The organism is Thiohalocapsa halophila (assembly GCF_016583825.1).
GTDB classification, from domain to species: Bacteria; Pseudomonadota; Gammaproteobacteria; order Chromatiales; family Chromatiaceae; genus Thiohalocapsa; species Thiohalocapsa halophila.
Genome location: NZ_NRRV01000057.1, coordinates 13,647 through 36,950, shown reverse-complemented (window position 1 = coordinate 36,950; position 23,304 = coordinate 13,647). Strand labels below are relative to the sequence as shown.

Here is a 23,304-nt window from a genome sequence, read left to right as displayed (position 1 = left end):
ACCAGCCAACGTGCAGGGCCTCCTCGCCATCGCGCAACGGCAGGTCGTTGAGCCACCGATAGGTGTCGGTGAGGCGCTGCTTGCCGGTCCAGCGGGTGCGTACCAACGTCGGCACCTCGGCGGTGCGCTCGAAATCCGCGATCCACTCGTAGAGCAGCGCATGCGAGCCGGGCAGGCAGACGAAGACGAAGTCGCAACCCTGCGCCAGCACCTGCTCGCAGAACGGCTGATGGCAGTACAGATCGTCGCCGAGCACCGTCGTGCGCCACGCCGCCAGTTGCCCGCCCCAGCGTTGCAGCCAACGGGTGCCGGCATTGAGCTCGCAGTCCTGCTTGGCCTGCCCGTCCTGCGGCACGACGAACGCCGGCGCGAGAGGCAGCACCGTTGCCTGGCCCGGGGCGAGGACCACCGGCGTGAGCGCCGTGTGGTAGTACTGCGTCTTCCCATTGCCCAAGGTTCGCGTGGAGCACTGTGGACAGTGAATCGCCTCCGAGCAGTGGTGCTCAGTGCCGTCGAGCGCCACCAGTAAGCGATCGTCGAGCGCGCGATGGGCGGCCAGCTCGCCGCTTGCCACCAGATTGTCGACGAGATCCATGAACACCGGTGCCAACTGCTCCGGCGCAACGGGATCGAGCAAGTTGCAGATCTGCTGCGTGCAGGGGATCTTGTGCACGCCGAACAATGCGTTGGCGTTGTTGCGACCGCGCGCCTTCTGCATCCGCACCTGGAAATCGAGGAACGACGGACTCTGCGTGAAGAACACCGAGAACGCGCTCAGGCCCGCGTCGCCCATCGCGTAACGCTGGTTGTTGCCGCCCTTGCGCGCGTCCGGCAGCTCGTCCAGCGCTCGGCGGATCCTCGTCACCACCGTTGCCGCCGTGAACCGCTGCGTAGTGGGCTCGGGCTTGGACTCCGGCTTGGGCTCGGGCTTGGGCCTCAGGACCATCGGACTCTCCAGTAACTTGTGAAGAGTCCTTCATAACATCATGCTTTTAAATTTGGAACTGCTGCGTCCTCGATAGCCGCCTTGACCCGCTCGGGCAGCCGGATGCTGCGAATGACGATGTCCTCGGCGTCGACGAAGTTGCGGCCCACCTCGTCGCGGGCCAGCAGCACCGCGGCCCCGAGGAGGCCGTTCTCGTTGGTGTAGATCTGCTCCGCCGAGAACCGGGAGAGCTCCCGGCGCAGCACGGACTCGGTCTGCGGTACCACCACCCGGTCGGCATAGTCCGGACCGATGCGCTGGTGCAGCAGCCCGAGCTGCGCCACCTGCGGCTGATAGCGGATGGCCAGCTCCAGGTGCACCGCCAGGCCGCGCACCGAGAGGACGTCGAATGCGTGCATGGCCACCTGACGGCGGGTCTCGTAGGGCACCATGGTGTCCCAGGGCGGAATGATGTGCAGCCCTTCCGGATAGACCCGCTCGGTCACGGTGCCGGTGAAAAAGCGATACAGCACGCCGGTCTCGCCGGGCTGGATGGAAATGAAGATCCGCCGCCAGAGCAGCGCCGAGACCAGCACCACCAGCAGCGCGACCACCAGCAGCACCGGCAAGCGCCGGCGCAGCCAGCGTGCGAGCGGGCCGCGCGTGTCGTCGGCGCTGCCGGGCGCTGCGTCTGCTTGGGCTGTTGTCTCTGCTTGCGTCATTGGCCTGTCAGCCTGCGTGGAGGCGCGGCACGCCCGTCATGGCTCGCCCGCTGCGGTGCCTGCGGTGCCTGCGGTGTCGGCCTGCGCGCTCGCCGCAGCGGCCTTGCCTTCCTTGACCGTGCGCGTGAAGCGTCGGCGCATGGCCCCGAGATCTACATCGAACAGGTTGCCGCCGCCCGCGAAGTGCTGCTGGAAGACCTGGCCCAGCGCATAGGTGATCGCCCCGCCGGCCACCGCCACACTGCCGCTGCCGAGCAGCGTGCCGATGCCCGGCATCAGCTTGACGCCGGCGCTCAGGCTCACGACGGACAGCACCGGCGCGCTGCCCGCCAGCAATGACGCGATCAGCGCGCGGGTGCGGAGCTGGTCGAAGGGCACGCCGTAGAGCCTGGACAGACCGTGCACGATGGCCACCTGGTTGCCCACCAGCAGGGCCAGGTCAAACACGGGCAGCGGTACCAGGCCCAGGGTCGTGGCGATCAGCACATGATTCTTGATCTGCACATCGGCCTGCCGGCGCCGCGTCGCCGCGTCGGCGGCGGCGATCTCCCGCACCACGTCCACCGGCTCGTCGGCGGCGTGCAGCCCTGCCGACGCTTGGTCATCGTTCATCTGCTGAGCTCCTGTGCAGCAGCCGGCCCCGCAGCACCAGGCGGGCATGATCCGCGATCGCAGGCCGCTGTCATGCCGGGTTATGGCAGCCGCGCTGCCTTGGCCAAGCCCGGCACCCAGGCGGCAAACTGTAAGCGACCACTCAGGCTCCCACAATGCAGCGGCGTATTCCATAGATCGCACACGCAGCGCTGCCTGGGCGTCTTTGATCTCAAAAACATTCCTGCTATCAGGATCTTATAAATTTACTCGAGCATGCCTGCTGCGCTGTTCGGCAGCGCCCGCTTGCCAGGCGCAACGGAATCTTTGGCGTGCGCAAGCCGGTGCGGTCGGAGTCGGTGTTTAGCTGACGCTGAGGCCTCTGCTGATCCCCCATACTACGGCTGTAGCAGAAGAGATACGCGTGCACCAGCGGGCGACCATCTTGGCGGCGCGGGTGACCGGCACCGCCGCCGACGCGACTGGCCCGGCCGAAACGGCCCCGCGCGGGAGGCGCCCGCCCTGAAGCCCTACGTCAGGAAACCCAGCGTCCGGTAACGGCTCGCGAGTGGGCTGGCCGGGGCCGGGGCGCCACCCACGGCTCAGCGCAGAACTGACGTACAGAGGCGACGCATGATGACTCCCACTACAGCGCACGTCGCGGAGCGACGCGCCGCCCGTAAGGCCGACCCAGTGCTTACCGGCGCGGGCTACCTCTCCGGCCCCGCGCCCGACGCCGCAGCAAGGCCCTGTCTGGTGCGGCCGGAAGGGCCGGCCCATCTCTTGGTGGTGGACGACGAGCCCGACGGCGTCGAGCTGGTGATCGCCCACCTGCGTGACTACGATTTCGCCGTCAGCACAGCAGTGAATGGCGCCGACGCCCTGGCCGCCGCCCACGAGCAGCGGCCGGACTTGATCTTGCTGGACATCTCCCTGCCCGGCCTTGATGGCCCCGAGGTGCTGCGGCGCCTGAAACAGGCGCCCGCCACTGAGAGGATTCCGGTGGTGATGCTGACCGGCCATCGCGACACCGAGCGCAAGGTTCGTTGCTTCGAGCTCGGTGCTGCCGATTATCTGGTGAAGCCCGTGGTGGAGGCAGAGTTGCACGCGCGGGTCACCGTCCAACTGCATCAGAGCCGGCTGCGCCAGGCCCTGTCCGCGAAGCTGCGCAGCTACGAGCAGCGCTTCGGCCCCTTGGATGAGCCTGTTGCGCTGGCGCCTTGCGGCGAAACCGGGGCACGGGCAGATGTGGCGCTGTTGCTGCGCGCGCGGCAGCTCCTGCGCGAACGGCTCGCGGATCCGCCTTCCCTGACGGAGTTGGCGCGCCTGGTCGGCACCAATCAACCGCGGCTGTCCAAGGGCTTCCGGACCCTGTTCGGCACGACTGTCTATGGCTTCGTGCGCGAGTCGCGGCTGCAGCGCGCACGCGAGCTGCTGGTCGAGACGCAGCTGCCGATCAAGAGCATCGCGCTGGAGGTCGGATATCGCGGCACCAGTGACCTCACCCGAGCCGTGAAGGACCACTGGGGCCTCACCCCCACCGCGCTGCGGCAGCGGCTCCAGGCGCCGCCAGCAGGTGAGCAGGCGCCGCCAGCACGTGAACAGGCGGCGCCAGCAGCGAGCAAATCTGCGCCATCAGCCGATGACTGGTCGCCGCCCACAAGCCACGCATGATGACTGCAACCGAAGCGCCGGGGCCGATCCAGCGCCCGAGCCGACGCCGAGGCACCGCGCCCCGATGCTTCAGCAGCCCCTGATGCAATGCCGGGCGCAATGAGCGCGGACGCCGACGCCGCAGACACCGAGCGCTCACACGACGAGGCCGCCCGCACCGGCTGGCGCCGGTGGCTCGCACCGCGGATGCCGTTCGTGTCCATCGCGCTGCAGCTGCTGCTGCTGCTCGTGATCCTGTTCGCGGACCGGATCTTCATCCGCATCCAGGCCGGTGAAGCGGGCGTGCTCTGGAACCGCTTCACCGGCACCCAGGTATCCAAAGTGTTCGACGAGGGGCTGCACATCATCAGCCCCCTGGACGAGATGACGTACTACGAGGTGCGCAAGCAGGTCACGCGACACAGCCTGGACGTGCTCTCCAACGAGGGGCTCACCCTCACCCTGGACCTCGCCATCCGCTACCAGCCCGAATACGACCTGCTCGGCATGCTGCACGAGCGCGTCGGCCCCGAGTACCTGACCCGTGTGGTGGTGCCGCAGACGGAATCCGTGCTCCGCAAGCAGCTCGGCGACGCCAGCGCCGAGGCTATCTATACCAACGAGGGCGGTCTGCTCACCCGCGCCATGCTCGCGGCCATGGAGGAGATCGGGCGCAACTTCGTCGCCGTCGAGGACATCATCATCCGCCGCATCCAGCTGCCGGAGTCCATCCGTGCCGCCATCGAGGACAAGATCACGCAGCAGCAGTTGCTCCAGTCCTATGTCTTCCGCCAGCAAACCGCCGAGCGTGAGGCCGAGCGCAAGCGCATCGAGGCCGGCGGCATCGCCGACTACCAGCGCATTGTCGACGAAACCCTCAGCGACGACCTGCTGGACTACCAGGGCATCCGCGCCACGCGCGAGCTCGCGGCGTCCGCCAACGGCAAAACCGTCGTCATCGGCGCCGGCGGCGACCTGGCGCTGCCGATCTTCATGAACGACCAGGGCGCGCGGCGCCCGCCCTCCGGCATGGCGCCTGATCGACCCGCCGGCGACGACGCCGAGGCCGATGTCGATGCGGCGCCGTCCGGGCTGCTGGAGGGACTCGACGACCCGAGCGATCCGAACGCGCGCTGATCTTCCGGCTGGGCAACAGCACGCCGTTATCCTCGGGTTATACCCCCACCGCCGCAGGCGGCCGTGCCATCACGCGGGACTCGATATCGGCCTCAGTCACGGATGTCGTCCGGCTCGATGCCGAGCTCACGGAGCCGCGCGGCCATGGCCTCGGCCCGCCGCGCAGCGGCCTCGGCTCGGCGGCGCTCGGCCTCGGCCCGCGCCCGGTCCCGCTGCCACCCGGGCAGCACGAAGTCGGCATAGACCGGATCATCGAGCAGCGCCTCGTCTTCCGGGCGGCGCAGCAGATCGGCGAGCCGGAAGCGAAAGCCGGGCAGGATGCTCGACGCAATCACGCCGTCGTGTTCGGGTATCGGCCGGTAGAGTCAGGACGCGGCATCGCGGCGGTAGAAGCCCCGCAGTCCGGGGTCGGCGTACAGGATGTAGTATTCGGGGACGCCGCCTTCGGCATATTCGCGCTTCTTCTGCTCGCTGTCGCGGTCGATGTCGGCCTGCCGGCGGTCGGACAGGGCCTCGATGCAGAGGTCGTAGATGCCCTGGTAGGCATTCTGCTTGAGGAGCAGCGGTGTGGGGTTGGTGTTGTGCACCACGGCCATATCGGGGCGGCGGATGACGGTGCCGGTGGGCAGGGCCAGGCGAAAACCCATGTCCAGGCCGGTGAGCGCGGCGATGGGATGACTGGTCAGGAAGGTCTCCAACAGCCGCCGCAGCCAGGCATAAATCAGAAAGGTCTCCTGGCTCGACACCGGCTTCTCCTCCAGTACGCCGTTGTTCCACTCGTAGCAGATATCCGATTGGCCATAGTAGTCGCGCCAAAAGGCGGCCTCCGAGACGCGGCGACCGGCCGCGGACGGTGGCCGCAGATCAGCGTCATCGGATGCCGCGCGCCCGGCGGCCGTCGGCGCCCGCTGGTGCCGGGCCTGGGACGGGGCAAGTGTTTGGTCGGACATGGTATTTCGGCTCGCTGGTGCGGCGTCGGTCAGCTCGCCTACAAGCCTAGCATGGTCGCCGCGGCAACGCCCCGGGCGGCGCGGCGAGCGCAGCCTCAGGCGGCTCGGCTTGTGGCGGCTCCGGCTGAGCGCTGAGCCGGGCCTCGATCATCTTGCTGCGGATCGGGACGTGCAGCATGGCCTCTGCGGGCGGCGGCATCGCCCACGCGGCCTCCGCGAGCCCGCGCTGTGCCGGGGTCTGCGCCGGCCGGTCCGGTTGCCTGCGATCACCGGCATCGGCGGCGGACCGGTCGCTCGACGGCGGAGGTGACGTGGCCCACTCCAGGCCCAGGACCTTGCCGATGGCCTCCACCAGCGCCGCGGTCTCCACGGGCTTCATCAGCGCCGCGACGAAGCCCAGCGCGCGCGTCGTCGTCGGACAGCGGCGTCGCCGAGACGACGACCACCGGCAGGTCGGGCCGGTCGGTGGCGACGGGCACGGCATGGGCGCCGGCATAGCCGCACCAGCCGGGCATTGCGAGGTCCATCAGCACCAGGTCCGGCGGGCTGGAACAACCGCTCCTGCGCCCGGGCCGGAATGCCCGGGTCCGTGTCCTCGACGCACAGGCGCAGTCGCGGCCTGCCGTCGGCGTCGTGCAGGGTCTCGGCGTGTAGGCGCACGGCGCCGCGCTCGGTGTACTTGATCGCATTGCCGACCAGGTTTAGCAGGACCTGGCGCAGCCGCAGCGGGTCGAGCCGTCGGCGAAGCGGGTCAGCTCGATGTCCGCGCCGGGCTCAAGGGACTTGAAGCGGAACGGGCCGGAGCCCCCCGGGCGCCAGTTGGCCGGGTGCTCGCGAAGCGGCGTGCCGTCGCCGTAGACGTGCGCGGGCAGGATCGGCGTCAAGGGCACCGCCAGGGCCTTGAACAGGGCCGGGTGCGGATGGCGCAGGCGGATGACGGCGGTGAGCGGGTCCGGGGTGTCCACCCGCTCCACCGCCTCGAGCATGGTGTTGAAGCCGTGGTGGTCGCGGGTGGCCAGGATCGAGAAGGCGACATCCATCGACGTGATTGGCGTACCGTCGTGAAACAGCGCGTCGGGCGCCAGATGGACGGGCAGCGTGTCGCGCCCGGGCGAGAAGGACCAGCGCCGGGCCAGGTAGGGCTGCGGCTCGCCGGCGGCGTCGAGCCGGAACAGGCTCGCGAACAGCTGCGCGCCGGGCACGGTCGTTGACGGTGCGGCGGCGAAGATCGTATTCAGCGTCGGCGGCCCGTACAGCAGCGCGACTCGCAGCAGTGCGGGGTCGCGGCGGGCGGCGGCTGCCGCGGCGGCGTTGCCGATCGAATCGGCAGCGGCGGGCGATCGGGCCTGGGTTGCGGCTGCTGGTGCGCTCGACGCGGTGGCATCCGGCCCGTCCGCGGCCTAGGTGCCCGGTGCGCAGGTCCAGGTCGCCCTGACGAGCAGCAGCGCGGCGAGCTTGGCCTGCCGCGGGGCCGGCCGATGCGGGCGCCGCATCCATCGCCCGCCCTGCTCGCGCCATTGCCGATGCGATGGGCTCATGGTCCGGGCCTCCGCGTTGGTGACGACGCCTGACGGGCGGCGGCGTCGATGTGAGCCAGGACGGCTTGCGCTTGGCGTCGGCGTCGATGAAGGCCTGCTCGACCGCCGCTGCCAGCGTGTCTTGGTTGCCCTCGAGTGCCAGCCCCTCGGTGCAAACAGATCGTCGCAGCCGCGGGCGACAATCAGAGCGGCAATCTTGTTCCGAAGGATGATTGCAAGAGGCCGGCCGTTGCCGTCCTATTCATCATGACCCCAGGGGTTTATCAGCGTCAGTCCGCAGTTGCGAAACTCCGCTCGGAGACTACATTGGTATCCAGCAGGTAAGCATCGCCACTCATGGCGCATCCGCTTCCGGAAAAGTGGGCATATCGAAGCCGAATCTCCGGCGCTCGCCCAAATCGATTCCCCCTTGGGGCCCAAAATGACGCCGCACGATGTCCGACGGGCTGCTTTTCTCCATCGACTGTTGCCGTTTCACATGAATCAAGCGCCGAACCAGTTCCTCCATCGAGAGCTGCTGTCGCGCGGCCTCGTTCTGGAGCCATTCCTTGTCGGCTCGATCAATTTGACGCACCGTGAGCCTGGCCATCGCATCACCTCGGGAAGGGGCTGTGATCGGACACCAGGTATTGCATGCGCTTCGTACATGCAAATCGCCATTGCCGGCGCAGTGCCGGCATGATCCGGGCCACAGCGTGGGCGACTACGCCGGATCGGCGGTGGCGTCGATATGAGCCAGAATCGCTTCCACCCGCTCCATCGACGGCGGCTCGATGGGCGTGCGTTGCGCGACGATGTCCTGACATAGCTGCCGCACTTCGCGTGCAGCGTGCGCCCGCACCCATGTCTCCTGCCAGGTGCCGCCATCGTCTTCGCGTCCCGCGCGATAGAGCCGGCGCAGCCAAGCGGGCGTGACCCGCTCCGTCAGGCGCGCGGCCAGCGTCTCCACTTCCGCATCCACCAGCAGATGCTCCCAGGCCGCTGCCTCGCTGACCCCGCGCACGATGGCCAGCAACCGTTGTGCATCTTCCGGCACGATCCGGTCCGCGACCTGCTTGGCGGCGGACGCGCCGGCCGTGCCGCCGCCGGCGGCACCGAGCAGACCGCAGATCAGGGCGCCGATGGGGCCGCCCACCACCGAGCCGGCCGCCGCACCGGTCACCCAGCCGCCGGCGGCGGTGACGGCGCCGGAGGTCTTCACCACCAGGTTCTTCGTGAACTGCCGCCAGGAGATGCTGCGCGCCAGCGCGGCGCGGTAGAGGTCCAGATTCACGACGGCCGTCAGCGTCGAGACCACGGGGTTGGCCCGCATCGGGGCGCCGGCGAGGGCGCTTCCGGCCCTGCCGGTCAGTGACCTGGCAGCGCCCAGGGCGGCGTCCATCGTGGAGCGTCCCGCCGGCGACTGCGCGATGCCGGCAGCGGCGCTGCTGAGGGTTGACGCCTTGCCCGCATCCCCGCGCAGGCGCGCGGCGATCAGCCCGCCGACCCCCGCTTGGTGGCGCTCGTCGTCGGTCGCGAGCTGCCAGGCCAGCGCCTGCGCAATGGCCTTGTCGTCATCGGCCCCGGCCCAGCGGGCACGGGCGTAGCCGACGGCGAAGCCGAGTCCGCAGGGACAGTCGGTGGTGACTTGCCCGGTTTCGGGCAGGGCCCGGACACCGAGCACCCGGCCGCCGCGGGCCACCGCCAGCGCCTGAGCGTAGGTCAGGGTGCCGCGGCAGAGCCAGCGCCGGCGCGCATTGGTGGAGCCCTGCTCGTCCATTGGCGCCATGCCGGCAACCTTCGGCGATGCCAGCAGGGCTTCGTAGTGGTCGCTCGGGACTTCCACCCCCTGCGCGTGCGCCGCTTGCGCCTTGGCCGTGATCGCGCTCAGGGCCTCGGCGCAGGCGGCGACCGTCGGCAGATAGACGCTGGTCACCGACAGCGGGCTGGCTGGCACGGCGCGCTCCGACGCCGAGTGCTTGTCATCGGAGCAACTGCCCTTGGGGCTCGGCGAGGTCGGGCTCGGGCTCGGGGCGCCGGGCTCGCCCGGGCTTGGCTGGTCTGGGCGCGGAGACATCGGCCTCGCAGGAAGCGGCAAGTGCATCGATGTCGGCAAGCTTAGCCCGAAGGCACCGGCCACAGCCAAGCCCCGGATCCTCGGGCTGCATCGCCACGCCGCCGGTCTGTCCGCCCGCCGTGCCGCCGTGCCGCCGCCCCGGAGGGATCGCCACTGCCGCCATGGGGTGCTCGCGCCCAACGCCCGGCTGCGTGCGGCTGCCCCTATCGAGTCGAGCGAAACGAGACACCCTGCAACGGGCTTGCGCTATGTTACGGCGGACATCGTGACAGCGACACTGAAGTCATCAAGATGCGCACCACATCGACCATTGAAGACCAACTCCTCGACGACCTGAAGCAGCGCGTCCGTGCTTCCGGACAGCCCTTTCGACAGGTGGTGGAGCAGGCACTGCGCGCGGGGCTGTCGGCACTTGATCGACCCCAGCCCGCTCGCTGTCGGCTCGAGCCCCACTCCCTCGGGAAACCGCGGGCGGCGTTCGACCTGGTGAAGGCGCGGGCACTCGCCGACGCCCTGGAGGACGAGGCCATTGCCGAGAAGTCGGACCAAAGTCGATGATGCTCATCGAGCAGGGTGCCGTCATCTACTCGGCCGACAACGACTTGAAGCGTTTTCCCGGGGTGCGGCACTTGAATCCTCTGGCGGACATCCCGCTTTGATGGGGGTGCCGGCGCGCAATGGACGGCTTTATCCCGCGGCGTCCCAGAGGCGTTACTCATGGTGCTGATGCCGCGATGGCAAGAGCCGGCGCCCTGAGCGGCTCCAAGGTCCTACGCCGGCTGTTTGACCTTCATGCCGGGCTCGGCGCCGTCGCCCGGGCTTCAGATGAACACGTCCTTGCCGCCGGGGTCGGCGACCAGCACCGTGCCCCGCGAGCCCCCGAACCGTTCCAGCAACAGCGCCCAAAGGGCAGGACATAGCCGGTCTCTTCCAGGGGAAGTCCGGCAGCCGCGCGTGCAGCGAGCGCAGCCCATCAGCGGGATGGCGGATCAGGAATGCGACTCCGCAGAGCAGGAAAACTCTTCGCCAAGCCTCGGTCTTGTGCTGGCGAGTCCTATCGTCGCGCCGGGCAGATCTCATCCCGCGCTGACATTTACCCGGCGCAGGCAAGGCGGCGACAATCCGCGCCATGAGCAACCAGCCGCAGCACCGCCGGCGTGGCGATTCGACGCGCCAGCGCTCCGGACGCCACCTGTATCGCTTCCTCGCTGACGAGGTGGACGCGCGCTGGGTGCTGATCGGGCTCGCGATCCTGCTGGCTGGTCTCGGCGAGGCGCTGCTGCTGGCGCTGATCAACCTCGCCGCCGAGGGCATCTACGCGGGCGAGGAGCGCTGGCTGCTGGCGCTGGCGTTCGGCGGCGTCTTCGCGGCCTCGGCGGCGGCACAGTGGCTGGTATTGAGCCGCTCCAGCGACGCCGTGGAGGGCGCCATTGCCGGCATCAAGATCCGTGTTGCCGAGAAGCTGCGCCGCAGCAGCCTGCGCGTCGTCGAGGCGCAGGGCGGCATCGATGCCTATGCGCCGCTGACCAGGATCGGCGTCATCTCCCAGGGCACCGTGCTGCTGGTGCTCGCGGCGCAGGCGCTGTCGGTGCTGGCGTTCGTCTGCATCTACCTGGCGCTGCTGTCGCCGGCCAGTCTGGTGGCCATCGTCGCCATCCTGGCGGTGACGTTGCCGGTACTGGGCGCCGGCTACGAGGGCACCCGGTCACTGCTGCAACGGGCAGCCGCCGTCGAGGGGCGCTTCTTCCACCGCTTCGGGGAGCTGGTCAGCGGGTTTTCGGACGTGGTGATGGACCGCCGCCTGAGCGACGGGCTCCTCGCGGACCTGGGTCGTATCTCCCGGGAGTCGCTGGATGCCAAGCTCGCGGCCACCGAGCGGCATGTGCGCGACATCAACTTCGCCAGCTCCATGCTGTCGCTGCTGATGTTCGCCGTCATGTTCGCGGTGCCCCTGACCCTGGGCCAGGACGGCGGCATGAGCCACGAGCTGGCCACGGCCGTGCTGTTCCTGTTCGGGCCCGTCGGCGAGCTGGCCGCCGCGATCCCCGTGCTCGGACGCTTCGACGCCGCGGTCAGCGACCTCTATGCGCTGGAGGCCCGTCTCGACCATGCGTCCGCCGCGGCGGATGATCTGCCGCCGGCCGTCGGGCCGCGCGGCTTCGAGCGCATCGAGCTCGCCGGGGTCGGCTTCCACTACGACCTCGCCGACGCGGCAATCGGCGAGGCATCCCTGGGGGACAAGCAGACCGCGTTTGCCGTGGGGCCGCTGGACCTGACGCTGCGCCGCGGCGAGCTGGTGTTCATCGTCGGCGGCAACGGCAGCGGCAAGTCGACACTGCTGAAGCTGCTCACCGGGCTCTACCGCCCCGCCGCCGGACGCGTGCTGCTGGATGGCAAGGCGATTGCCGATGACGCGCGCCCGGCCTATCGCACCCTGTTCGCGACGGTGTTCACGGACTTCCACCTGTTCGAGCGCCTCCACGGGCAGCCGGACGTCGACCCGGCGGCGGTGAACGAGCGGCTCGCCGAGCTGGGCCTCGCCGGAAAGACCCGCTATACCGCAGGCGGCTTCACCGACCTGGCGCTGTCCACCGGGCAGCGCAAGCGCATCGCCCTGCTCGCGGCGCTGGGCAAGGAGCGGCCGATCCTGGTGCTCGACGAGCTCGCCGCGGACCAGGACCCGCCGTTCCGCCGCCGCTTCTACGAGGAGATGCTCCCCGCGCTCAAGGAACAAGGCTTGACCCTGGTCTGCGTCACCCACGACGACCACTATTTCCACGTCGCCGACCGCGTACTCCGCATGCGCGATGGGCGCTTGCTTGAGCAGGGCCACGGCGGCAGCCCTGGAGACGGGGCATGAGCGCCGCGCGCGGCGAGCGCTTCTACGTCTCGGTCGCATCGGACATCAGCTTCGGGCAGGCGCCATGGCGCTGAGCATCGTCCGGCTCTTCGCGCGGGAGAGCGATGCCCCGCGCGGGCAGATCGTCGCGATGGCCGGGCTCGCCGGCGCCGCGGTCACGCTGATGATGATGGTGGTCAACGCCTCCGCCGACCGCATCGCCGCGGGCCAGCTCGGGCTGGAGACGCCGGCGCTGTTCCTGCTCGCCTGGTCCATCAACAACGGCGCCCAGCGCTATGCGGCAACCGAGTCGGTGCGCGCCGTGGAGACCAGCCTGCGCCGGGTGCGCCTGCGGGTCGCCGAGAAGGTCCGTCGCTGCGGTCTTCGCTTTGTCGAAGGGCAGGGCGGTCTCGCCGCCTTCGACCCGCTGCTGCGGGACGCGGGCATGCTCTCCCAGGGCGTGCTGCTGCTGGTGCGGGGCGCCAAGTCCGTGCTGATGCTCGCCTGCGCACTCGCCTATCTGTTTTGGGTGTCGCCGGCGAGCGCGCTGACGCTGCTGTTGGTGCTCGGCGTCCTGCTGCCCTTTCTGGTGAGCCACTTCCGCATCACGGCCGGGGAGCTGTCCCGTGCCGACGCCGCCGACGCGCGCTTCGCGGACCGGATGGCGGGGCAGCTCGCGGGCTTCAAGGAGGTCATGGCGGACCGCCGCGTCGGCGACGGCGTGGCCGCGGAGCTGGCCGGGCTGTGCCGGCAGACCGAGGCGGTGCGCCGCGCCTCCAACCGGCGTCAGATGCGCGAAATCCTGCTCACCCGGGGCGCCGGCTATCTGGTGCTGGCCCTGGTGGTCTTCCTGGTGCCGGCGCTGGTGCCGGCGTCGGCGGAAACGGTGCTGACCGTCACCGCCACGACCCTGTTCTTGACCGACCCGATGCTGACCCTGGCGAGCGCGCTGCCGATGATGGCCAAGGTGGACGCCGCGGTGGGCGCGCTCTATGACCTGGAGGTACGGGTGGACAAGGCCGTGGCCGCGGCCGACGGCCTCACGCCCGGCGCCACGTTCATCGAAGGCCGGCCGGCCTTCGAGCGCATCGTCCTGGACGGCGTCGGCTTTCGGTATGCCGATGGCGGCACCGACGCCTTCGCGGTCGGCCCACTGGACCTGACCCTGTGCCGGGGCGAGCTGGTCTTTATCGTCGGCGGCAACGGCAGCGGCAAGTCGACGCTCCTGAAGCTGCTCACCGGACTCTATCGGCCGCAGGCCGGGCGCGTGCTGCTGGACGGGCAGGCAATCGACGACGACACGCGCCCGGGCTACCGGACCCGCTTCGCCACCGTCTTCACGGACTCACACTTGTTCGAGCGCCTGTATGGCCGGCCGGAGATCGATCCGGCGGACGTGAACCGCGGCCTGGCCGAGCTGGGGCTGGCCGAGAAGACCCGCTACACCGCGCAGGGCTTCAGCAACCTCGCGCTGTCCACCGGGCAGAAGAAGCGCATCGCCCTGCTCGCCGCGCTGCTGAAAGAACGGCCCATCCTGGTGCTCGACGAGCTCGCCGCGGACCAGGACCCGGACTTTCGCCGACACTTCTACGAAGACGTGCTGCCGGCGCTGAAGGCCGATGGCCTGACCGTCATCTGCGTCACCCACGACGATCACTGGTTTTACGTCGCCGACCGGGTGCTGGCCGTCTCCGACGGGCGCTTGGTGGAGCGGGCCGGATAGAAGCGCCAGAGCGCGGCGGCGGCGCCGGCGAGCAGCAGCGCCGCCAGCACCCAGACCCAGCCGCCCGGGTGCCCGCTGCTCCTGCCCACGGTCCGCGCCAGTCCCACGTAGCGCTGCATCAGCGGCTCGGCTGGATGCGCCTGGTCGGGGTGCGCGGCATAGAGCAGCAGATCGCCGCTCGCGGGCTCGAAGATCACCGACTGGACGGTGGCGGCATTGAAGACGCCATAGCCGCGGGGGAGGCGATCGAGCAGGTTCTGCCCGAGGTCCCCGGGCAGCATCACCTCGGTGCCTGCCTGCCTCGCCTGCCCACCGCCACCAGCCAACCGACGCAGGCGCTGCCAGCGGAAGCGGTCGCCGAGGTCGGCACAGCCCCCGCCGCTGTCCGCGGCCACCAGGCAGTTGACTACCGCGAGCCGGCCCGGCTGCCCCCAGGGCATCTCCGGGCGCGTCGCGCTGTCATCGCGGCGCAGCACCGCCGGTTTCCCGGCCGGCAGCTCCAGCACCAGCGCCTCGCCGGCGTCCCCCAGCAGCACGCTGTGGCTGCCGACGAATGCCTCCCGCCGCAGCATCCCCGCGGCGCCCACGGCGCTGTCCCGGCTGGCCAGCGCCGTACGCACGGCAAAGCCGATGGCGCGCTCGCCAGCGTCCGCGGCACGCACCGCGGGACGCTTCGGACCGGCGAGCAGCGCCGCGTACAGGCCATGCTCGTTGAAGCCGTTCAGCACCCCCAGATAGCCGGCAAGCCCGGCGCTCACGAGCGTGCGCCGCGCCCCCTGCCAGCGGGTGATGGCCTGTAGTCTACGCAGCGCCGCGGACGCCGGCAGGTCCAGGTTGCGCCCCAGCAGCACCGGCGCATCCCCCGGGCCGCGCCCGTGCAGGGCCAGGGCCGAGCCCGCCGCCAGCGGCACCAGATCGGGCAGGAACTGCACCAGCCAGAGCTCGTCCAGGGACAGGTGCCCATCGCCGAGGCGGGTGCGGCCCACCAGGTCGAGGGCGCCGGCAAAGCCGGTTACTTCGGCGCGGGTCGCCGCGTCGACGCCCTCCGCACGCAGCGGCGCCACCACATCCGCCATCAGCGCCGGCAGCTGTGCCGGCTCCAGCAGCGACGCCAGGGCGGTGTCCCAGCGCGCCTCCAGGTCCGGGAACGCGGCCTTCGCCACCGCCCCGAGCCGGGCGCCGATCTCCGCCGGCGTCAGCCCGTCGGTGGCGACCGACAGCACCGGCAGCCGGGCGTCCGGCGCGGGCGCGGCAACGGCGATGCCGGTCCAGGCCAGCGCCACGAGCACCCAATGGAGAGGGCACAACAGGCCCCGAATCCGGGGGCGGCGTCGCCGGGGCAGGGTGCCGCCGGCGCGGTTGCCGCTGCAAGCGGCGGGCGGGTGGGGCATGAAGCGGGCCAAGTATCCCTATGGTGACGACATCGAGCCCGGCAGTACGGGCACGGCGGCCTGGCCATCGCAAGCCGCCGACTGGGGGCCGTCGCGGGTGGGCTTGTCGGATGCGTTCACGGCGCTGATCCGGAGAGCTCGCGCGCCTGGCTGATCCACCGTGCCGGTGCCGCCATCGGCGCGGCCGCGAGCGCCTTGCCGCCCAGGAGGGCGTAGATCGCCACGGCGCCCGCACCGGCCAGGGCACCGGTGGCGGCACCGACGGCGATGATCTGCAACGACGCGGCAGAGATGTGGCGGGTGGCGGACATGACAGGCCCAAGTTTCCAGTTCCACGGATGCCCAAACCGGATGATCCGCGAACCTGCCCCGTCGCGGTGTTGTTTCGCAAAGTATCCGTTGCCGTTGCCAAGCGCGGCGCATCCAAGACACCCCACAAGGCTTGCCCCGCGTGCGCAGGGATGGGCACCCTAGCGCCGGTGCACGCGCCCTGATGATCGACGACCGGCAGCAGCATGGGCGCGCGCTGGGAATCGAGCACCGCAAAGCCGGTCCCCTTCAATCCGTGAGGACACAAGACGATGGCAACCCAAGGCCTGACAACCGCCACACCCGGCTCCCTGGCCGCGGTCGGCACCGCCGCCAAGGCGTTCGTCCTGGCGCACCCGGTCAGCATGTCGCTGGCCGGCGGCGCCCTGCTCGGCGCCGGCGCCTACTGGGGCATCGAGACGCTGCTGCGAAAGAAGGCGCAGACCCCCGAGGCCGCCGCTGCCTAAATCCATACCGAACCGCTCGCTCGTCGTCCGACGGGCGGGCATCCGCCCGGGCGTGGATTGCAACGGCCGTCCATCAGATGCCGTTTCCGTATCGGGCATATCGGGGGCGCTTATCTCCATCGGCCAGGTCGCCATAGGGCGTCGCCCGCTTGGCCGGCCCGACTCGCCGGCGGCGCCGCCCCCGGGCATGACGCCTAACTGTGGTGGCCCGAGCCCCAGCGGTGCGGGCGCTCGCCGGCGGCGGCTTAGGGTCATCCTTGCGGGTCGCGCCGTCCTTGATATGTGACCATGCCTGCCGACCGCTCGCCCGACCCATCGCCGCTGGACGTACCAGGGGCAGGCCTGCAAGGACATCCCGGCGCCACCGCGGACGATGCCGACTGAGCCGATGCCGAGCGTCTGGCCTGCCCGCCTGCGCCGCCTGCTGCTGCTGATGCTGGTCATCCTGGCCGCCGTGGCCCGGGCGGCGCCGGCCGCCTCCCCGCCGGAGGTCGTCATCACCGGTGCCGGCGACCTGCCGCTCCAGGTGGAGCACATGGCGCTGCTGCGCGACCCGACGCGCGACCTCGCCCTGGCCGACGTGCTCGCACCGCAGACCGCCGGTGACTTCAAGCCGGCGCCGCCCGGCATCCCCAATCTCGGCACCGACAGTGATGCCGTCTGGGCGCGCTTCGCCGTGCGCAACGCCACCGATCAGGCGCTGGCCTTGCTGCTCGTGCTCGCGGACGCGCGCATCGCGCAGGTCGCCTACTGGGCCTTGGACGAGCGCGGCCAAGTGATCGCGCAGCGCCGCGACGGGCGCTTTGCCGATCCGGCGCAGCGGGACCGCTCGCACCGCTGGTTCCTCTTCGAGCTGCCGTTGACCGCCGAGGCCGCCGCGACGGTCTACCTACGTGTCACCGGCAACACTGGGCGCCGGCTCGACCTGCGGCTGACCGACCGCCTGCGGCTCGCCGAGGCGGACCGCGCCGCCTATGCCTGGCTGGCGCTGTTCTTCGGCGCGCTGCTGTTCATGCTGGCCTACAACCTGCTGCTGCTGATCCAGCTGCGCGACCCCGCCTACCTGTGGCTCTGCTGGGTCATCGCCGGCGTGATCATCTGGGCAGCGGAGCGGGAAGGGCTCCTGCGGACCCTGCCCTGGCCGCTGTGGCCGACATGGCTGTGCGGGATCGCCGGCGGCGCCGCGGTCGCGCTGATCGGCATCTATCTGTTCCCGGTGGCCTTCCTGCAGCTGCGCCAACAGGCGCCGCGCTGGGTTTGGGTGCACTACGCACTGGTGCTGCTGGCCGCGAGCCTGCCGCTGGTGACCGCTTGGCTCCCGCTGACGGGCTATACGCTGAACTCCACGCTCGGTGCGAGCGCCGCCCCGGTCATGATGGTCAGCGGGATGCTGGCGTTGCGGCGGCAGCCGCGGGCGGCGGGCTGGTACTTGGCGAGCTGGTTCCCGATGCTGCTGCCCTACCTGTTGCTGATGCCGCTGAACTTCGGTCTGCTGCCCGCGCTGCCGTCGGTGTGGGTGCTGCCTTACGGCGGACTGCTCTTTATGCTGCTGCTGCTCTCCGTCGCCCAGGCCGACCGCGTCAACACACTGCGCCGGCGCGCCGAGCGTGCCCAGGCGGCGCTCGAGCGCAACGAGGCCAGGCTGCACGAGCTGGTGGATGCGCGCACCCGCGAGCTGGCCGTGCAGCGCGACCGCGCCGAGGCTGCCAACCGTGCCAAGACCCGGTTCCTCGCCAGCATGAGCCATGACCTGCGCACGCCGCTGAACGCGGTGCTGGGCGGCGCGGACCTGCTGCGGCGCTCGCCGCGGCTCGACGCCGAGGCGCAGGCGCACTGCGGCCTCATCCAGCGCGGCGGGCGCCACCTGCTGCGCCTGATCGATGACCTGCTCGACATCGCCCGTATCGAGCACGACCGCCTGCGCCCCGTGCCCATCGAGGTCGCGCTGCGAGCGCTGCTGGCGGACCTCGCCGCCGTCGCCGACCGCCAGGCCGAGGCCAAGGGCCTGGGCTTCGAGGCGCAGATCGCCGCGGACCTGCCGGAGCGGGTGCGCACCGATGGCCGCCGCGTGCGCCAGGTGCTGCAGAATCTGCTGGACAACGCCGTCAAGTACACCGATGCCGGTCGCGTGGTCTTCAGCGCCGCGCTCGACCCCACTGCACCGTTGGCCACCGACACGGACACCCGGGTCCTGTTGTTCACGGTAACGGACACCGGCCGCGGCATCGCCCCCGCCGACCGCGAGCGCCTGTTCGCGCCCTTCGAGCAGGCCCACCACACGACCTCCGGCAGCGGCCTGGGCCTGGCCATCTGCCGCGAGCTGGCGGAGATGCTCGGCGGTGCGCTGACGCTGGACAGCGCGCCTGGGCAGGGCAGCCGCTTCGGCTTCCGGCTGCCGGTGCAGGGGGTGGCGGCGATATCGGATGGCGACGCGCCCGCCGCGGAGCAGGCGCCCATCGTCGGCTATGCCGGCCCCCGGCGGCGCGTCCTGGTCATCGACGACAGCGGGGTCAATCGGCTGCTGATGTCCGGGCAGTTGCGCGGGCTGGGCTTCGCCGTCGACACGGCCGAGAGCGCCGGGACAGCGCTGGCGACCGCACGCCGCCACCCGCCGGATCTGGTGATCGCGGACCTGCGCATGCCGGGCACCTGCGGCTACGCCGCCGTCTGGCAACTGCGCGCGGCACTCGGCCGCCCGGACCTGCCGGCCATCGCCGCCTCCGCCTCGCCGCTGCCGGCACCCGGGGACGCGGTCGAGCTCGGATTCCAGGCCTTCCTGCTCAAGCCCATCGAGCAGGGGCCGTTGTCCGCGGCGCTCGGCCTATGCCTCGGGCTCACCTGGCGGTGGGCGGACGCCGAAGCCGCGGGCACATCGCCGGCACCGGACGAGGCGGCTGCACCCGGGCAAGGGTCACTGGACCCGACCGTCGAGCCACCGCTGCGACCGCCGCCCATGGAGCTCGACGCCGCCCGCGAGCTCGCCGAGCAGCACGACTGGGCCAGCCTGCGCGAGTGGTGCACAGAGCTCGGCGATGCCTTCCCGGAGTGTGCCGACTTCGCGCGGCGCCTGCGCGACCTGCTCGACGCGATCGACGCCGGCCCGGGCGCGGACGCCGCGGCCGGCGCGCTGCAGCGGCTGCTGGCAGACTCGGGCTAGCGCGGCCCCCAGCGGAGGTTGCGGTCGTGAGCACGCGTTGTCGCACTGCGGTCCATGCCCTATGCTGGCTTCACAGCATCGGCCCGCAAGCCGGATCTCTCTGCCATGACCTCGGCAGCCAACGCGCAACGCATCATCGAAGACCGCATACTGGCCCGGCACCGGCGCATCGCCGAGCGCCTCGCCGACGACCCGGGGCTCATCGACCACGCCAAGTCGAACCTGCATCGTTGGGCCGCGATCCGCGGGGACGACGTACCGCCGACCTGGCTCGTCGAGTGGCAGGCGATTCTCGATGGTCCGGTGGACGATGTCGTCGCCATCCTGACAGAGTCCTCCGAGCATGCGATCCGGCTCCGCTCCTGCTCACCCTTTGCCGGCGCGCTGTCGCCACGGGAGCGCTGGCAGCTCATCAAGGAGGCCCCGGGTGCGTCGAGATGAGCTGGAGCACCTGCTGCGCGCCGCGGGGGCAATCGCCGAAGAAGAGACGCTGATCGTCATCGGCAGCCAGTCCATCCTCGCGACCCATCCCCGTGCTCCGGCCGACGCGCTGAAATCCATGGAGGCCGACCTGATCCCGACGCGACACCCCGAGCGTTGGAACCTCATCGACGGCGTGATCGGCGAGGGCTCCCCGTTTCACGAAACCTTCGGCTACTACGCCGACGGCGTCGAAGAGACCACGGCCAAGCTGCCCGAGGGCTGGAAGGCGCGGTTGGTGCCCATCTGCAACGAGAACACCCGCGGCATACGCGGCCTCTGCCTGGATGTCCATGACCTGCTGATTTCTAAGTACTACGCCGGCCGCCCGAAAGACCTGAGCTTCACCAGGGCGGTGGTCGCCGCGGGTCTGGTCAGCAAGGTAACGTTGCTCGAACGTCTCGCGGTAACCGCGATGGCGGATGAGATCCGCGAGATCGTCGTGGCGCGTATCGATCGGGACTTCGGGGCTCCTCGACCCGAGAACTAGGCTTACGGAGGGCCGAGGGTCGAGGAGGGGGCTCCCTTGGCTCTCGGCGCTGCTGCCCCCAAGGCGCCGTGTCGTCGTGCGCAGCAGCCGCTGCTTGGCCCAGTGGAAAGCGACCGCTCCGCCCGTGGCAGCGGTCGCGAGCGCGCGTTGTCGCACTGCGGTCCATGCCCTATTCCGGCTGAACCTCATCGGCCCGCGCGCTGCCGGCGCAACGCGACGGGCTCATCGCCCGAACGAGGCGGCACCATGCGCTTTCCCCACGGCCTCGCCAACTTCCAGGCCAAATGGAACTTCTCCCTGGTGGACTCCATCGGGGATGCCGAGGCCATGCGCGGGGCGCTGCAAACGCGGTTTCCGGGTCGGGAGGTGCCAAAGACTGATTGGTTTCTCGATATCTGACCTGCTCCTGCTCGCTGCGTGGGGCGCACGCGCAGCAGCACCCGCAGCGCCGCGGCGCGCCACGAGCCGGGGTTTCCACAGCGCAACAAAAGCTCTCGCCCAGACAACAACCACGCCGCCGGTGTCGGACCTTGACGGCTTAGAGTGCGCTGCGTACCAGCCGCCGCAGACGGGCGCGGCACGACACCGGGAGACGCAGCGCAATGCAAGACAAACAGACGATATGCCGCCGACCAAGCCGCCCAGGGACGCCTCCAAGGCCCGCTGCACCTGCGCGCCGCGGCGACCGTGCGCCGGCGCCGCGGATGCTGGCGGCGCTGCTCGCGGGCTTGCTGGGCATCCCGGCGGCCGGCCTAGCCCAGGAAGCACCCCCACCGCCACCACAGGTCTCCGGCGGGGAGTCCGTCGGCGCCGATGTGAGCGGCAATGAATCGGCTAAGAAGCTCTTCACGCTGCGTGACTTGCCGAGGCCGGACGCACCGCCCGCCTGGGCCGGCGAGGCGCAGCTCGGCTATGCCGCCTCCAGCGGCAACAGCGACAGCAACAACGTGAACGCCAACCTGCTCATCAGCTACACGGCCTTTCCGTGGCGGCACTTCCTGGGGGCCGAGGCGCGCTTCGCCGACTCCGAGGGCGAGACCACCACCGAGCGCTACGCCGCCGGCTACAAGCCGGAGTATTTCTTCACCCGGCGCACCTTCGCGTTCGGCTTTCTGGGCTATGACCGCGACCCGTTCTCGAACATCGAGTCGCGTTACTCCGCCACCATCGGCCTGGGCCATGCGCTGATAGACACCGAGCGCCAGACCCTGACGCTGCAGCTGGGCGGCGGTTATCGCATGACGCGGTTCACGGACGACACGCCCGACTCGGACGAGCCCGTGGCGCGCGGGGCCTTCAATTACGGCCTGCGCCTCACCGACAACACCAGTTTCCGGCAGGACCTCTCGGTCATGGCCGGGTCCGACAACACCTTCACCGAGTCCATCACGTCGCTGCAGGTGTCCATGACCGACAACCTGGCGCTGAGCCTGAGCTACACCGTGCTCAACAACAGCTTCACACCACCCGGCATCGACAGCACCGACACCTTCACCAGCGTCAATCTGGTGGCAGGATTCTAGGGAGATCCCCCTTGACTGGCCATCCTGGCCAGTCATCGGACAGAGCCCGGAAACGCGGTTTCCGGGTTCCTGCATTTTCAGAGACTAAGGCCGCTGAGATTGGCGGGGCTGACTGCCCCGCGCGGGAAACGCGAATGCATCGGCGTTGCCGTCGGCCGGGCGCGTCAGTGCTTTGCCACCGAGGCTGCCCCATCGCGCAACACGATGGCGGCCGCGGTGCGGGCGCGATGCGGTGGGCACGGTATGGGGGGCGCCCCAGCGCCGGATCAGCCCTTGCCGCTTGACGCGCACAGGTTCTCGCTCTAGCGTTTTCGCAAGACTCAACGGCTTGACGGGTCGATATTCGCCAACCCGTCGCGCCACGCCCAAGGGGTGCCGATATGCCTGTCACCGCCGAGGCCCTGCCCAAGGACGACGTTCAGCCCTCCGACGCCGAGCTGATGGACGCCGACGGCCGCCGGGTGTCCGAGGCCGACTACTGGGCCTACTACTACGAATTCCGCGGCGCACGCTACGAGTGGAACAACGGCCGCCTGCAGGAGAAGCGGTTGTCGGACAACCTGACCTTCTGGATCTACAACTGGCTCTGCGCCCTGCTCGCGGAATTCCTGAAGGTCCACCCCGTCGCCCAATACACCGGTCTGGACCATGGCTTTCGGCTCGCGCTCCCTGATCGCGTCGTCATTCGCAAGCCGGACCTCGGCGTCGTGTGCAGCGACAACGCCGTCCAGCTCGGCGACCTCGACCGCTCCTATCGCGGCACCTTCGATCTCTGCATCGAGTCCCTGTCCGACAGCGACCGTGCCACGCGCGAGCGCGACGAGGTGCACAAGCGCCGCGACTATGCGCAAGGCGGCGTGCGCGAGTACTCCATCCTCCACCACGACCCCGACTGCCTGAGCTTTCTGGCGCGCGCCGGCGACGACGACGATTTCCGGTCGATCCTCGGCGCCGACGGCATCGTGCGCTCCCGCCTCCTGGCGGGCTTCCAATTCCGCATCCGCGACTTGCTTGCGCGCACGCCGTTCGAGGCGCTGCGCCACGACCCCGTCTACCGGGGCTTCATTTACCCATGGTGGCAACAGGAAGAGCAGGCCCGGCGCCAGGAGGCACAGGCGCGCCGGCAGGAGGAGCAGGCCCGCCACCAGGCCGAAGCGGAGCGCGACGCCACCCGCGTCGCCGCCGTCACCAAGCTGCACGCGCTCGGGCTCGACCCGGCGAAGATCGCCGGTGCGCTCGACATCGACCAGGCGCTGGTCGCCGCCATCCTGAAGCTGCGCTGACTCGGCAACCGGTGGCGCAGTCACCGCGCAGGCGCCCGTGTCGGCGCATCGAGCGCAGGTCGGTCGCCGC

The 23,304-nt window shown here is 70.2% G+C and carries 25 protein-coding genes; 12 read left to right on the top strand and 13 right to left on the bottom strand.

The annotated features are described in order from the left end of the window. The 3 genes from CKO31_RS19265 to CKO31_RS19255 form a co-directional block, all read right to left on the bottom strand. Nucleotides 1-946, bottom strand: a 946-nt coding sequence (locus CKO31_RS19265; protein WP_200240591.1) for an ISNCY family transposase, incomplete at its 3' end; no start/stop codon positions are given. A gap of 38 nt (nt 947-984) precedes the next feature. Further along, nucleotides 985-1,647, bottom strand: coding sequence for a prohibitin family protein (locus tag CKO31_RS19260; protein WP_200240590.1), 663 nt, complete (start codon nt 1,645-1,647; stop codon nt 985-987). 36 nt (nt 1,648-1,683) lie between these two features. Beyond that, nucleotides 1,684-2,259: a YcjF family protein gene (locus tag CKO31_RS19255; protein ID WP_200240589.1), complete on the bottom strand. Its 576-nt coding sequence runs from the start codon at nt 2,257-2,259 to the stop codon at nt 1,684-1,686. A gap of 768 nt (nt 2,260-3,027) precedes the next feature. Between CKO31_RS19255 and CKO31_RS19250 the strand changes: the two genes are divergently transcribed. Next, nucleotides 3,028-3,912 carry a response regulator gene (locus CKO31_RS19250; RefSeq protein ID WP_200240587.1) on the top strand — a complete coding sequence of 295 codons (885 nt, stop codon included), beginning with the start codon at nt 3,028-3,030 and terminating at the stop codon, nt 3,910-3,912. A gap of 99 nt (nt 3,913-4,011) precedes the next feature. Beyond that, nucleotides 4,012-5,028 carry a prohibitin family protein gene (locus CKO31_RS19245; protein WP_200240585.1) on the top strand — a complete coding sequence of 339 codons (1,017 nt, stop codon included), beginning with the start codon at nt 4,012-4,014 and terminating at the stop codon, nt 5,026-5,028. 92 nt (nt 5,029-5,120) lie between these two features. On the opposite strand, the gene CKO31_RS19240 is transcribed toward CKO31_RS19245, so the two are convergent. The 8 genes from CKO31_RS19240 to CKO31_RS19205 all read right to left on the bottom strand — a co-directional run bounded on the left by CKO31_RS19240 (nt 5,121) and on the right by CKO31_RS19205 (nt 9,452). After that, a complete protein-coding gene (locus tag CKO31_RS19240) occupies nt 5,121-5,363 on the bottom strand; it encodes a hypothetical protein (protein ID WP_200240583.1) in 243 nt (80 codons plus the stop codon). Nucleotides 5,364-5,393: 30 nt separating this feature from the next. Beyond that, nucleotides 5,394-5,978, bottom strand: a complete 585-nt coding sequence (locus CKO31_RS19235; protein WP_200240581.1) for a Uma2 family endonuclease — start codon at nt 5,976-5,978, stop codon at nt 5,394-5,396. Between the two features lie 46 nt (nt 5,979-6,024). After that, nucleotides 6,025-6,357 (bottom strand): hypothetical protein, encoded by a 333-nt coding sequence (locus tag CKO31_RS19230; RefSeq protein WP_200240580.1) that lies wholly within the window; start codon nt 6,355-6,357, stop codon nt 6,025-6,027. Then, the gene (locus tag CKO31_RS19225) at nt 6,357-6,662 is read right to left on the bottom strand and encodes an ATP-binding protein (protein ID WP_322789184.1); all 306 of its coding nucleotides are present in this window, start codon (nt 6,660-6,662) and stop codon (nt 6,357-6,359) included. The genes CKO31_RS19230 and CKO31_RS19225 overlap by 1 nt, the downstream gene beginning before the upstream one ends. 17 nt (nt 6,663-6,679) lie before the next feature. Next, complete coding sequence (locus CKO31_RS19220; protein ID WP_200240579.1) at nt 6,680-7,180, bottom strand: ABC transporter substrate-binding protein; 501 nt, start codon at nt 7,178-7,180, stop codon at nt 6,680-6,682. A 198-nt stretch (nt 7,181-7,378) separates the two neighbouring features. Then, entirely contained in the window at nt 7,379-7,516 is a 138-nt protein-coding gene (locus CKO31_RS19215) for a hypothetical protein (RefSeq protein ID WP_200240578.1), read from the bottom strand. Nucleotides 7,517-7,850: 334 nt separating this feature from the next. Next, on the bottom strand, nt 7,851-8,105 hold the full coding sequence (locus CKO31_RS19210; protein WP_200240577.1) for a hypothetical protein: 255 nt from the start codon (nt 8,103-8,105) through the stop codon (nt 7,851-7,853). 114 nt (nt 8,106-8,219) lie between these two features. Beyond that, the gene (locus tag CKO31_RS19205) at nt 8,220-9,452 is read right to left on the bottom strand and encodes a hypothetical protein (RefSeq protein ID WP_200240576.1); all 1,233 of its coding nucleotides are present in this window, start codon (nt 9,450-9,452) and stop codon (nt 8,220-8,222) included. Nucleotides 9,453-9,863: 411 nt separating this feature from the next. On the opposite strand from CKO31_RS19205, the gene CKO31_RS19200 reads away from it, so the two are divergent. The 3 genes from CKO31_RS19200 to CKO31_RS19190 all read left to right on the top strand — a co-directional run bounded on the left by CKO31_RS19200 (nt 9,864) and on the right by CKO31_RS19190 (nt 14,134). Beyond that, nucleotides 9,864-10,130, top strand: coding sequence for a hypothetical protein (locus CKO31_RS19200; protein ID WP_200240575.1), 267 nt, complete (start codon nt 9,864-9,866; stop codon nt 10,128-10,130). A 571-nt stretch (nt 10,131-10,701) separates the two neighbouring features. Then, on the top strand, nt 10,702-12,432 hold the full coding sequence (locus CKO31_RS19195; protein WP_200240574.1) for an ATP-binding cassette domain-containing protein: 1,731 nt from the start codon (nt 10,702-10,704) through the stop codon (nt 12,430-12,432). A gap of 64 nt (nt 12,433-12,496) precedes the next feature. After that, nucleotides 12,497-14,134, top strand: a complete 1,638-nt coding sequence (locus CKO31_RS19190) for an ATP-binding cassette domain-containing protein (protein WP_200240573.1) — start codon at nt 12,497-12,499, stop codon at nt 14,132-14,134. Here the strand turns inward: CKO31_RS19190 and CKO31_RS19185 are convergent. Together CKO31_RS19185 and CKO31_RS19180 are read right to left on the bottom strand one after the other, a co-directional pair. Next, complete coding sequence (locus CKO31_RS19185; protein WP_200240571.1) at nt 14,074-15,441, bottom strand: C45 family peptidase; 1,368 nt, start codon at nt 15,439-15,441, stop codon at nt 14,074-14,076. The two genes, CKO31_RS19190 and CKO31_RS19185, sit on opposite strands and share 61 nt — an antisense overlap. A gap of 200 nt (nt 15,442-15,641) precedes the next feature. Continuing rightward, nucleotides 15,642-15,836 (bottom strand): hypothetical protein, encoded by a 195-nt coding sequence (locus tag CKO31_RS19180; protein ID WP_200240570.1) that lies wholly within the window; start codon nt 15,834-15,836, stop codon nt 15,642-15,644. A gap of 270 nt (nt 15,837-16,106) precedes the next feature. Between CKO31_RS19180 and CKO31_RS19175 the strand changes: the two genes are divergently transcribed. The 7 genes from CKO31_RS19175 (at nt 16,107) to CKO31_RS19145 (ending at nt 23,234) form a co-directional block, all read left to right on the top strand. Beyond that, nucleotides 16,107-16,301 (top strand): hypothetical protein, encoded by a 195-nt coding sequence (locus CKO31_RS19175; RefSeq protein ID WP_200240569.1) that lies wholly within the window; start codon nt 16,107-16,109, stop codon nt 16,299-16,301. Nucleotides 16,302-16,689: 388 nt separating this feature from the next. Beyond that, nucleotides 16,690-19,458 (top strand): hybrid sensor histidine kinase/response regulator, encoded by a 2,769-nt coding sequence (locus CKO31_RS19170; RefSeq protein ID WP_200240568.1) that lies wholly within the window; start codon nt 16,690-16,692, stop codon nt 19,456-19,458. 105 nt (nt 19,459-19,563) lie between these two features. Continuing rightward, nucleotides 19,564-19,899 carry a hypothetical protein gene (locus CKO31_RS19165; protein WP_200240567.1) on the top strand — a complete coding sequence of 112 codons (336 nt, stop codon included), beginning with the start codon at nt 19,564-19,566 and terminating at the stop codon, nt 19,897-19,899. Then, nucleotides 19,886-20,428, top strand: coding sequence for a DUF6036 family nucleotidyltransferase (locus tag CKO31_RS19160; protein WP_200240566.1), 543 nt, complete (start codon nt 19,886-19,888; stop codon nt 20,426-20,428). Before CKO31_RS19165 ends, CKO31_RS19160 begins: the two co-directional genes overlap by 14 nt. Before the next feature lie 246 nt (nt 20,429-20,674). Beyond that, nucleotides 20,675-20,827 carry a hypothetical protein gene (locus CKO31_RS19155; RefSeq protein ID WP_200240565.1) on the top strand — a complete coding sequence of 51 codons (153 nt, stop codon included), beginning with the start codon at nt 20,675-20,677 and terminating at the stop codon, nt 20,825-20,827. Between the two features lie 305 nt (nt 20,828-21,132). After that, nucleotides 21,133-21,951 (top strand): DUF481 domain-containing protein, encoded by an 819-nt coding sequence (locus tag CKO31_RS19150; protein ID WP_200240563.1) that lies wholly within the window; start codon nt 21,133-21,135, stop codon nt 21,949-21,951. A 380-nt stretch (nt 21,952-22,331) separates the two neighbouring features. Then, nucleotides 22,332-23,234, top strand: coding sequence for a Uma2 family endonuclease (locus CKO31_RS19145; protein ID WP_200240562.1), 903 nt, complete (start codon nt 22,332-22,334; stop codon nt 23,232-23,234). Nucleotides 23,235-23,304: the final 70 nt, after the last annotated feature.

What these genes read in the sequence shown, in the direction of transcription:
- CKO31_RS19210 (WP_200240577.1), bottom strand. Translation starts at nt 8,105, where the DNA reads ATGGCCAGGCTCACGGTGCGTCAAATTGATCGAGCCGACAAGGAATGG.
- CKO31_RS19180 (WP_200240570.1), bottom strand. Translation starts at nt 15,836, where the DNA reads ATGTCCGCCACCCGCCACATCTCTGCCGCGTCGTTGCAGATCATCGCC.
- CKO31_RS19200 (WP_200240575.1), top strand. Translation starts at nt 9,864, where the DNA reads ATGCGCACCACATCGACCATTGAAGACCAACTCCTCGACGACCTGAAG.
- CKO31_RS19190 (WP_200240573.1), top strand. Translation starts at nt 12,497, where the DNA reads ATGGCGCTGAGCATCGTCCGGCTCTTCGCGCGGGAGAGCGATGCCCCG.
- CKO31_RS19235 (WP_200240581.1), bottom strand. Translation starts at nt 5,978, where the DNA reads ATGTCCGACCAAACACTTGCCCCGTCCCAGGCCCGGCACCAGCGGGCG.
- CKO31_RS19150 (WP_200240563.1), top strand. Translation starts at nt 21,133, where the DNA reads ATGCTGGCGGCGCTGCTCGCGGGCTTGCTGGGCATCCCGGCGGCCGGC.
- CKO31_RS19170 (WP_200240568.1), top strand. Translation starts at nt 16,690, where the DNA reads ATGCCGAGCGTCTGGCCTGCCCGCCTGCGCCGCCTGCTGCTGCTGATG.
- CKO31_RS19245 (WP_200240585.1), top strand. Translation starts at nt 4,012, where the DNA reads ATGAGCGCGGACGCCGACGCCGCAGACACCGAGCGCTCACACGACGAG.
- CKO31_RS19215 (WP_200240578.1), bottom strand. Translation starts at nt 7,516, where the DNA reads ATGAGCCCATCGCATCGGCAATGGCGCGAGCAGGGCGGGCGATGGATG.
- CKO31_RS19165 (WP_200240567.1), top strand. Translation starts at nt 19,564, where the DNA reads ATGACCTCGGCAGCCAACGCGCAACGCATCATCGAAGACCGCATACTG.
- CKO31_RS19155 (WP_200240565.1), top strand. Translation starts at nt 20,675, where the DNA reads ATGCGCTTTCCCCACGGCCTCGCCAACTTCCAGGCCAAATGGAACTTC.
- CKO31_RS19195 (WP_200240574.1), top strand. Translation starts at nt 10,702, where the DNA reads ATGAGCAACCAGCCGCAGCACCGCCGGCGTGGCGATTCGACGCGCCAG.
- CKO31_RS19255 (WP_200240589.1), bottom strand. Translation starts at nt 2,259, where the DNA reads ATGAACGATGACCAAGCGTCGGCAGGGCTGCACGCCGCCGACGAGCCG.
- CKO31_RS19145 (WP_200240562.1), top strand. Translation starts at nt 22,332, where the DNA reads ATGCCTGTCACCGCCGAGGCCCTGCCCAAGGACGACGTTCAGCCCTCC.
- CKO31_RS19230 (WP_200240580.1), bottom strand. Translation starts at nt 6,357, where the DNA reads ATGAAGCCCGTGGAGACCGCGGCGCTGGTGGAGGCCATCGGCAAGGTC.
- CKO31_RS19175 (WP_200240569.1), top strand. Translation starts at nt 16,107, where the DNA reads ATGGCAACCCAAGGCCTGACAACCGCCACACCCGGCTCCCTGGCCGCG.
- CKO31_RS19260 (WP_200240590.1), bottom strand. Translation starts at nt 1,647, where the DNA reads ATGACGCAAGCAGAGACAACAGCCCAAGCAGACGCAGCGCCCGGCAGC.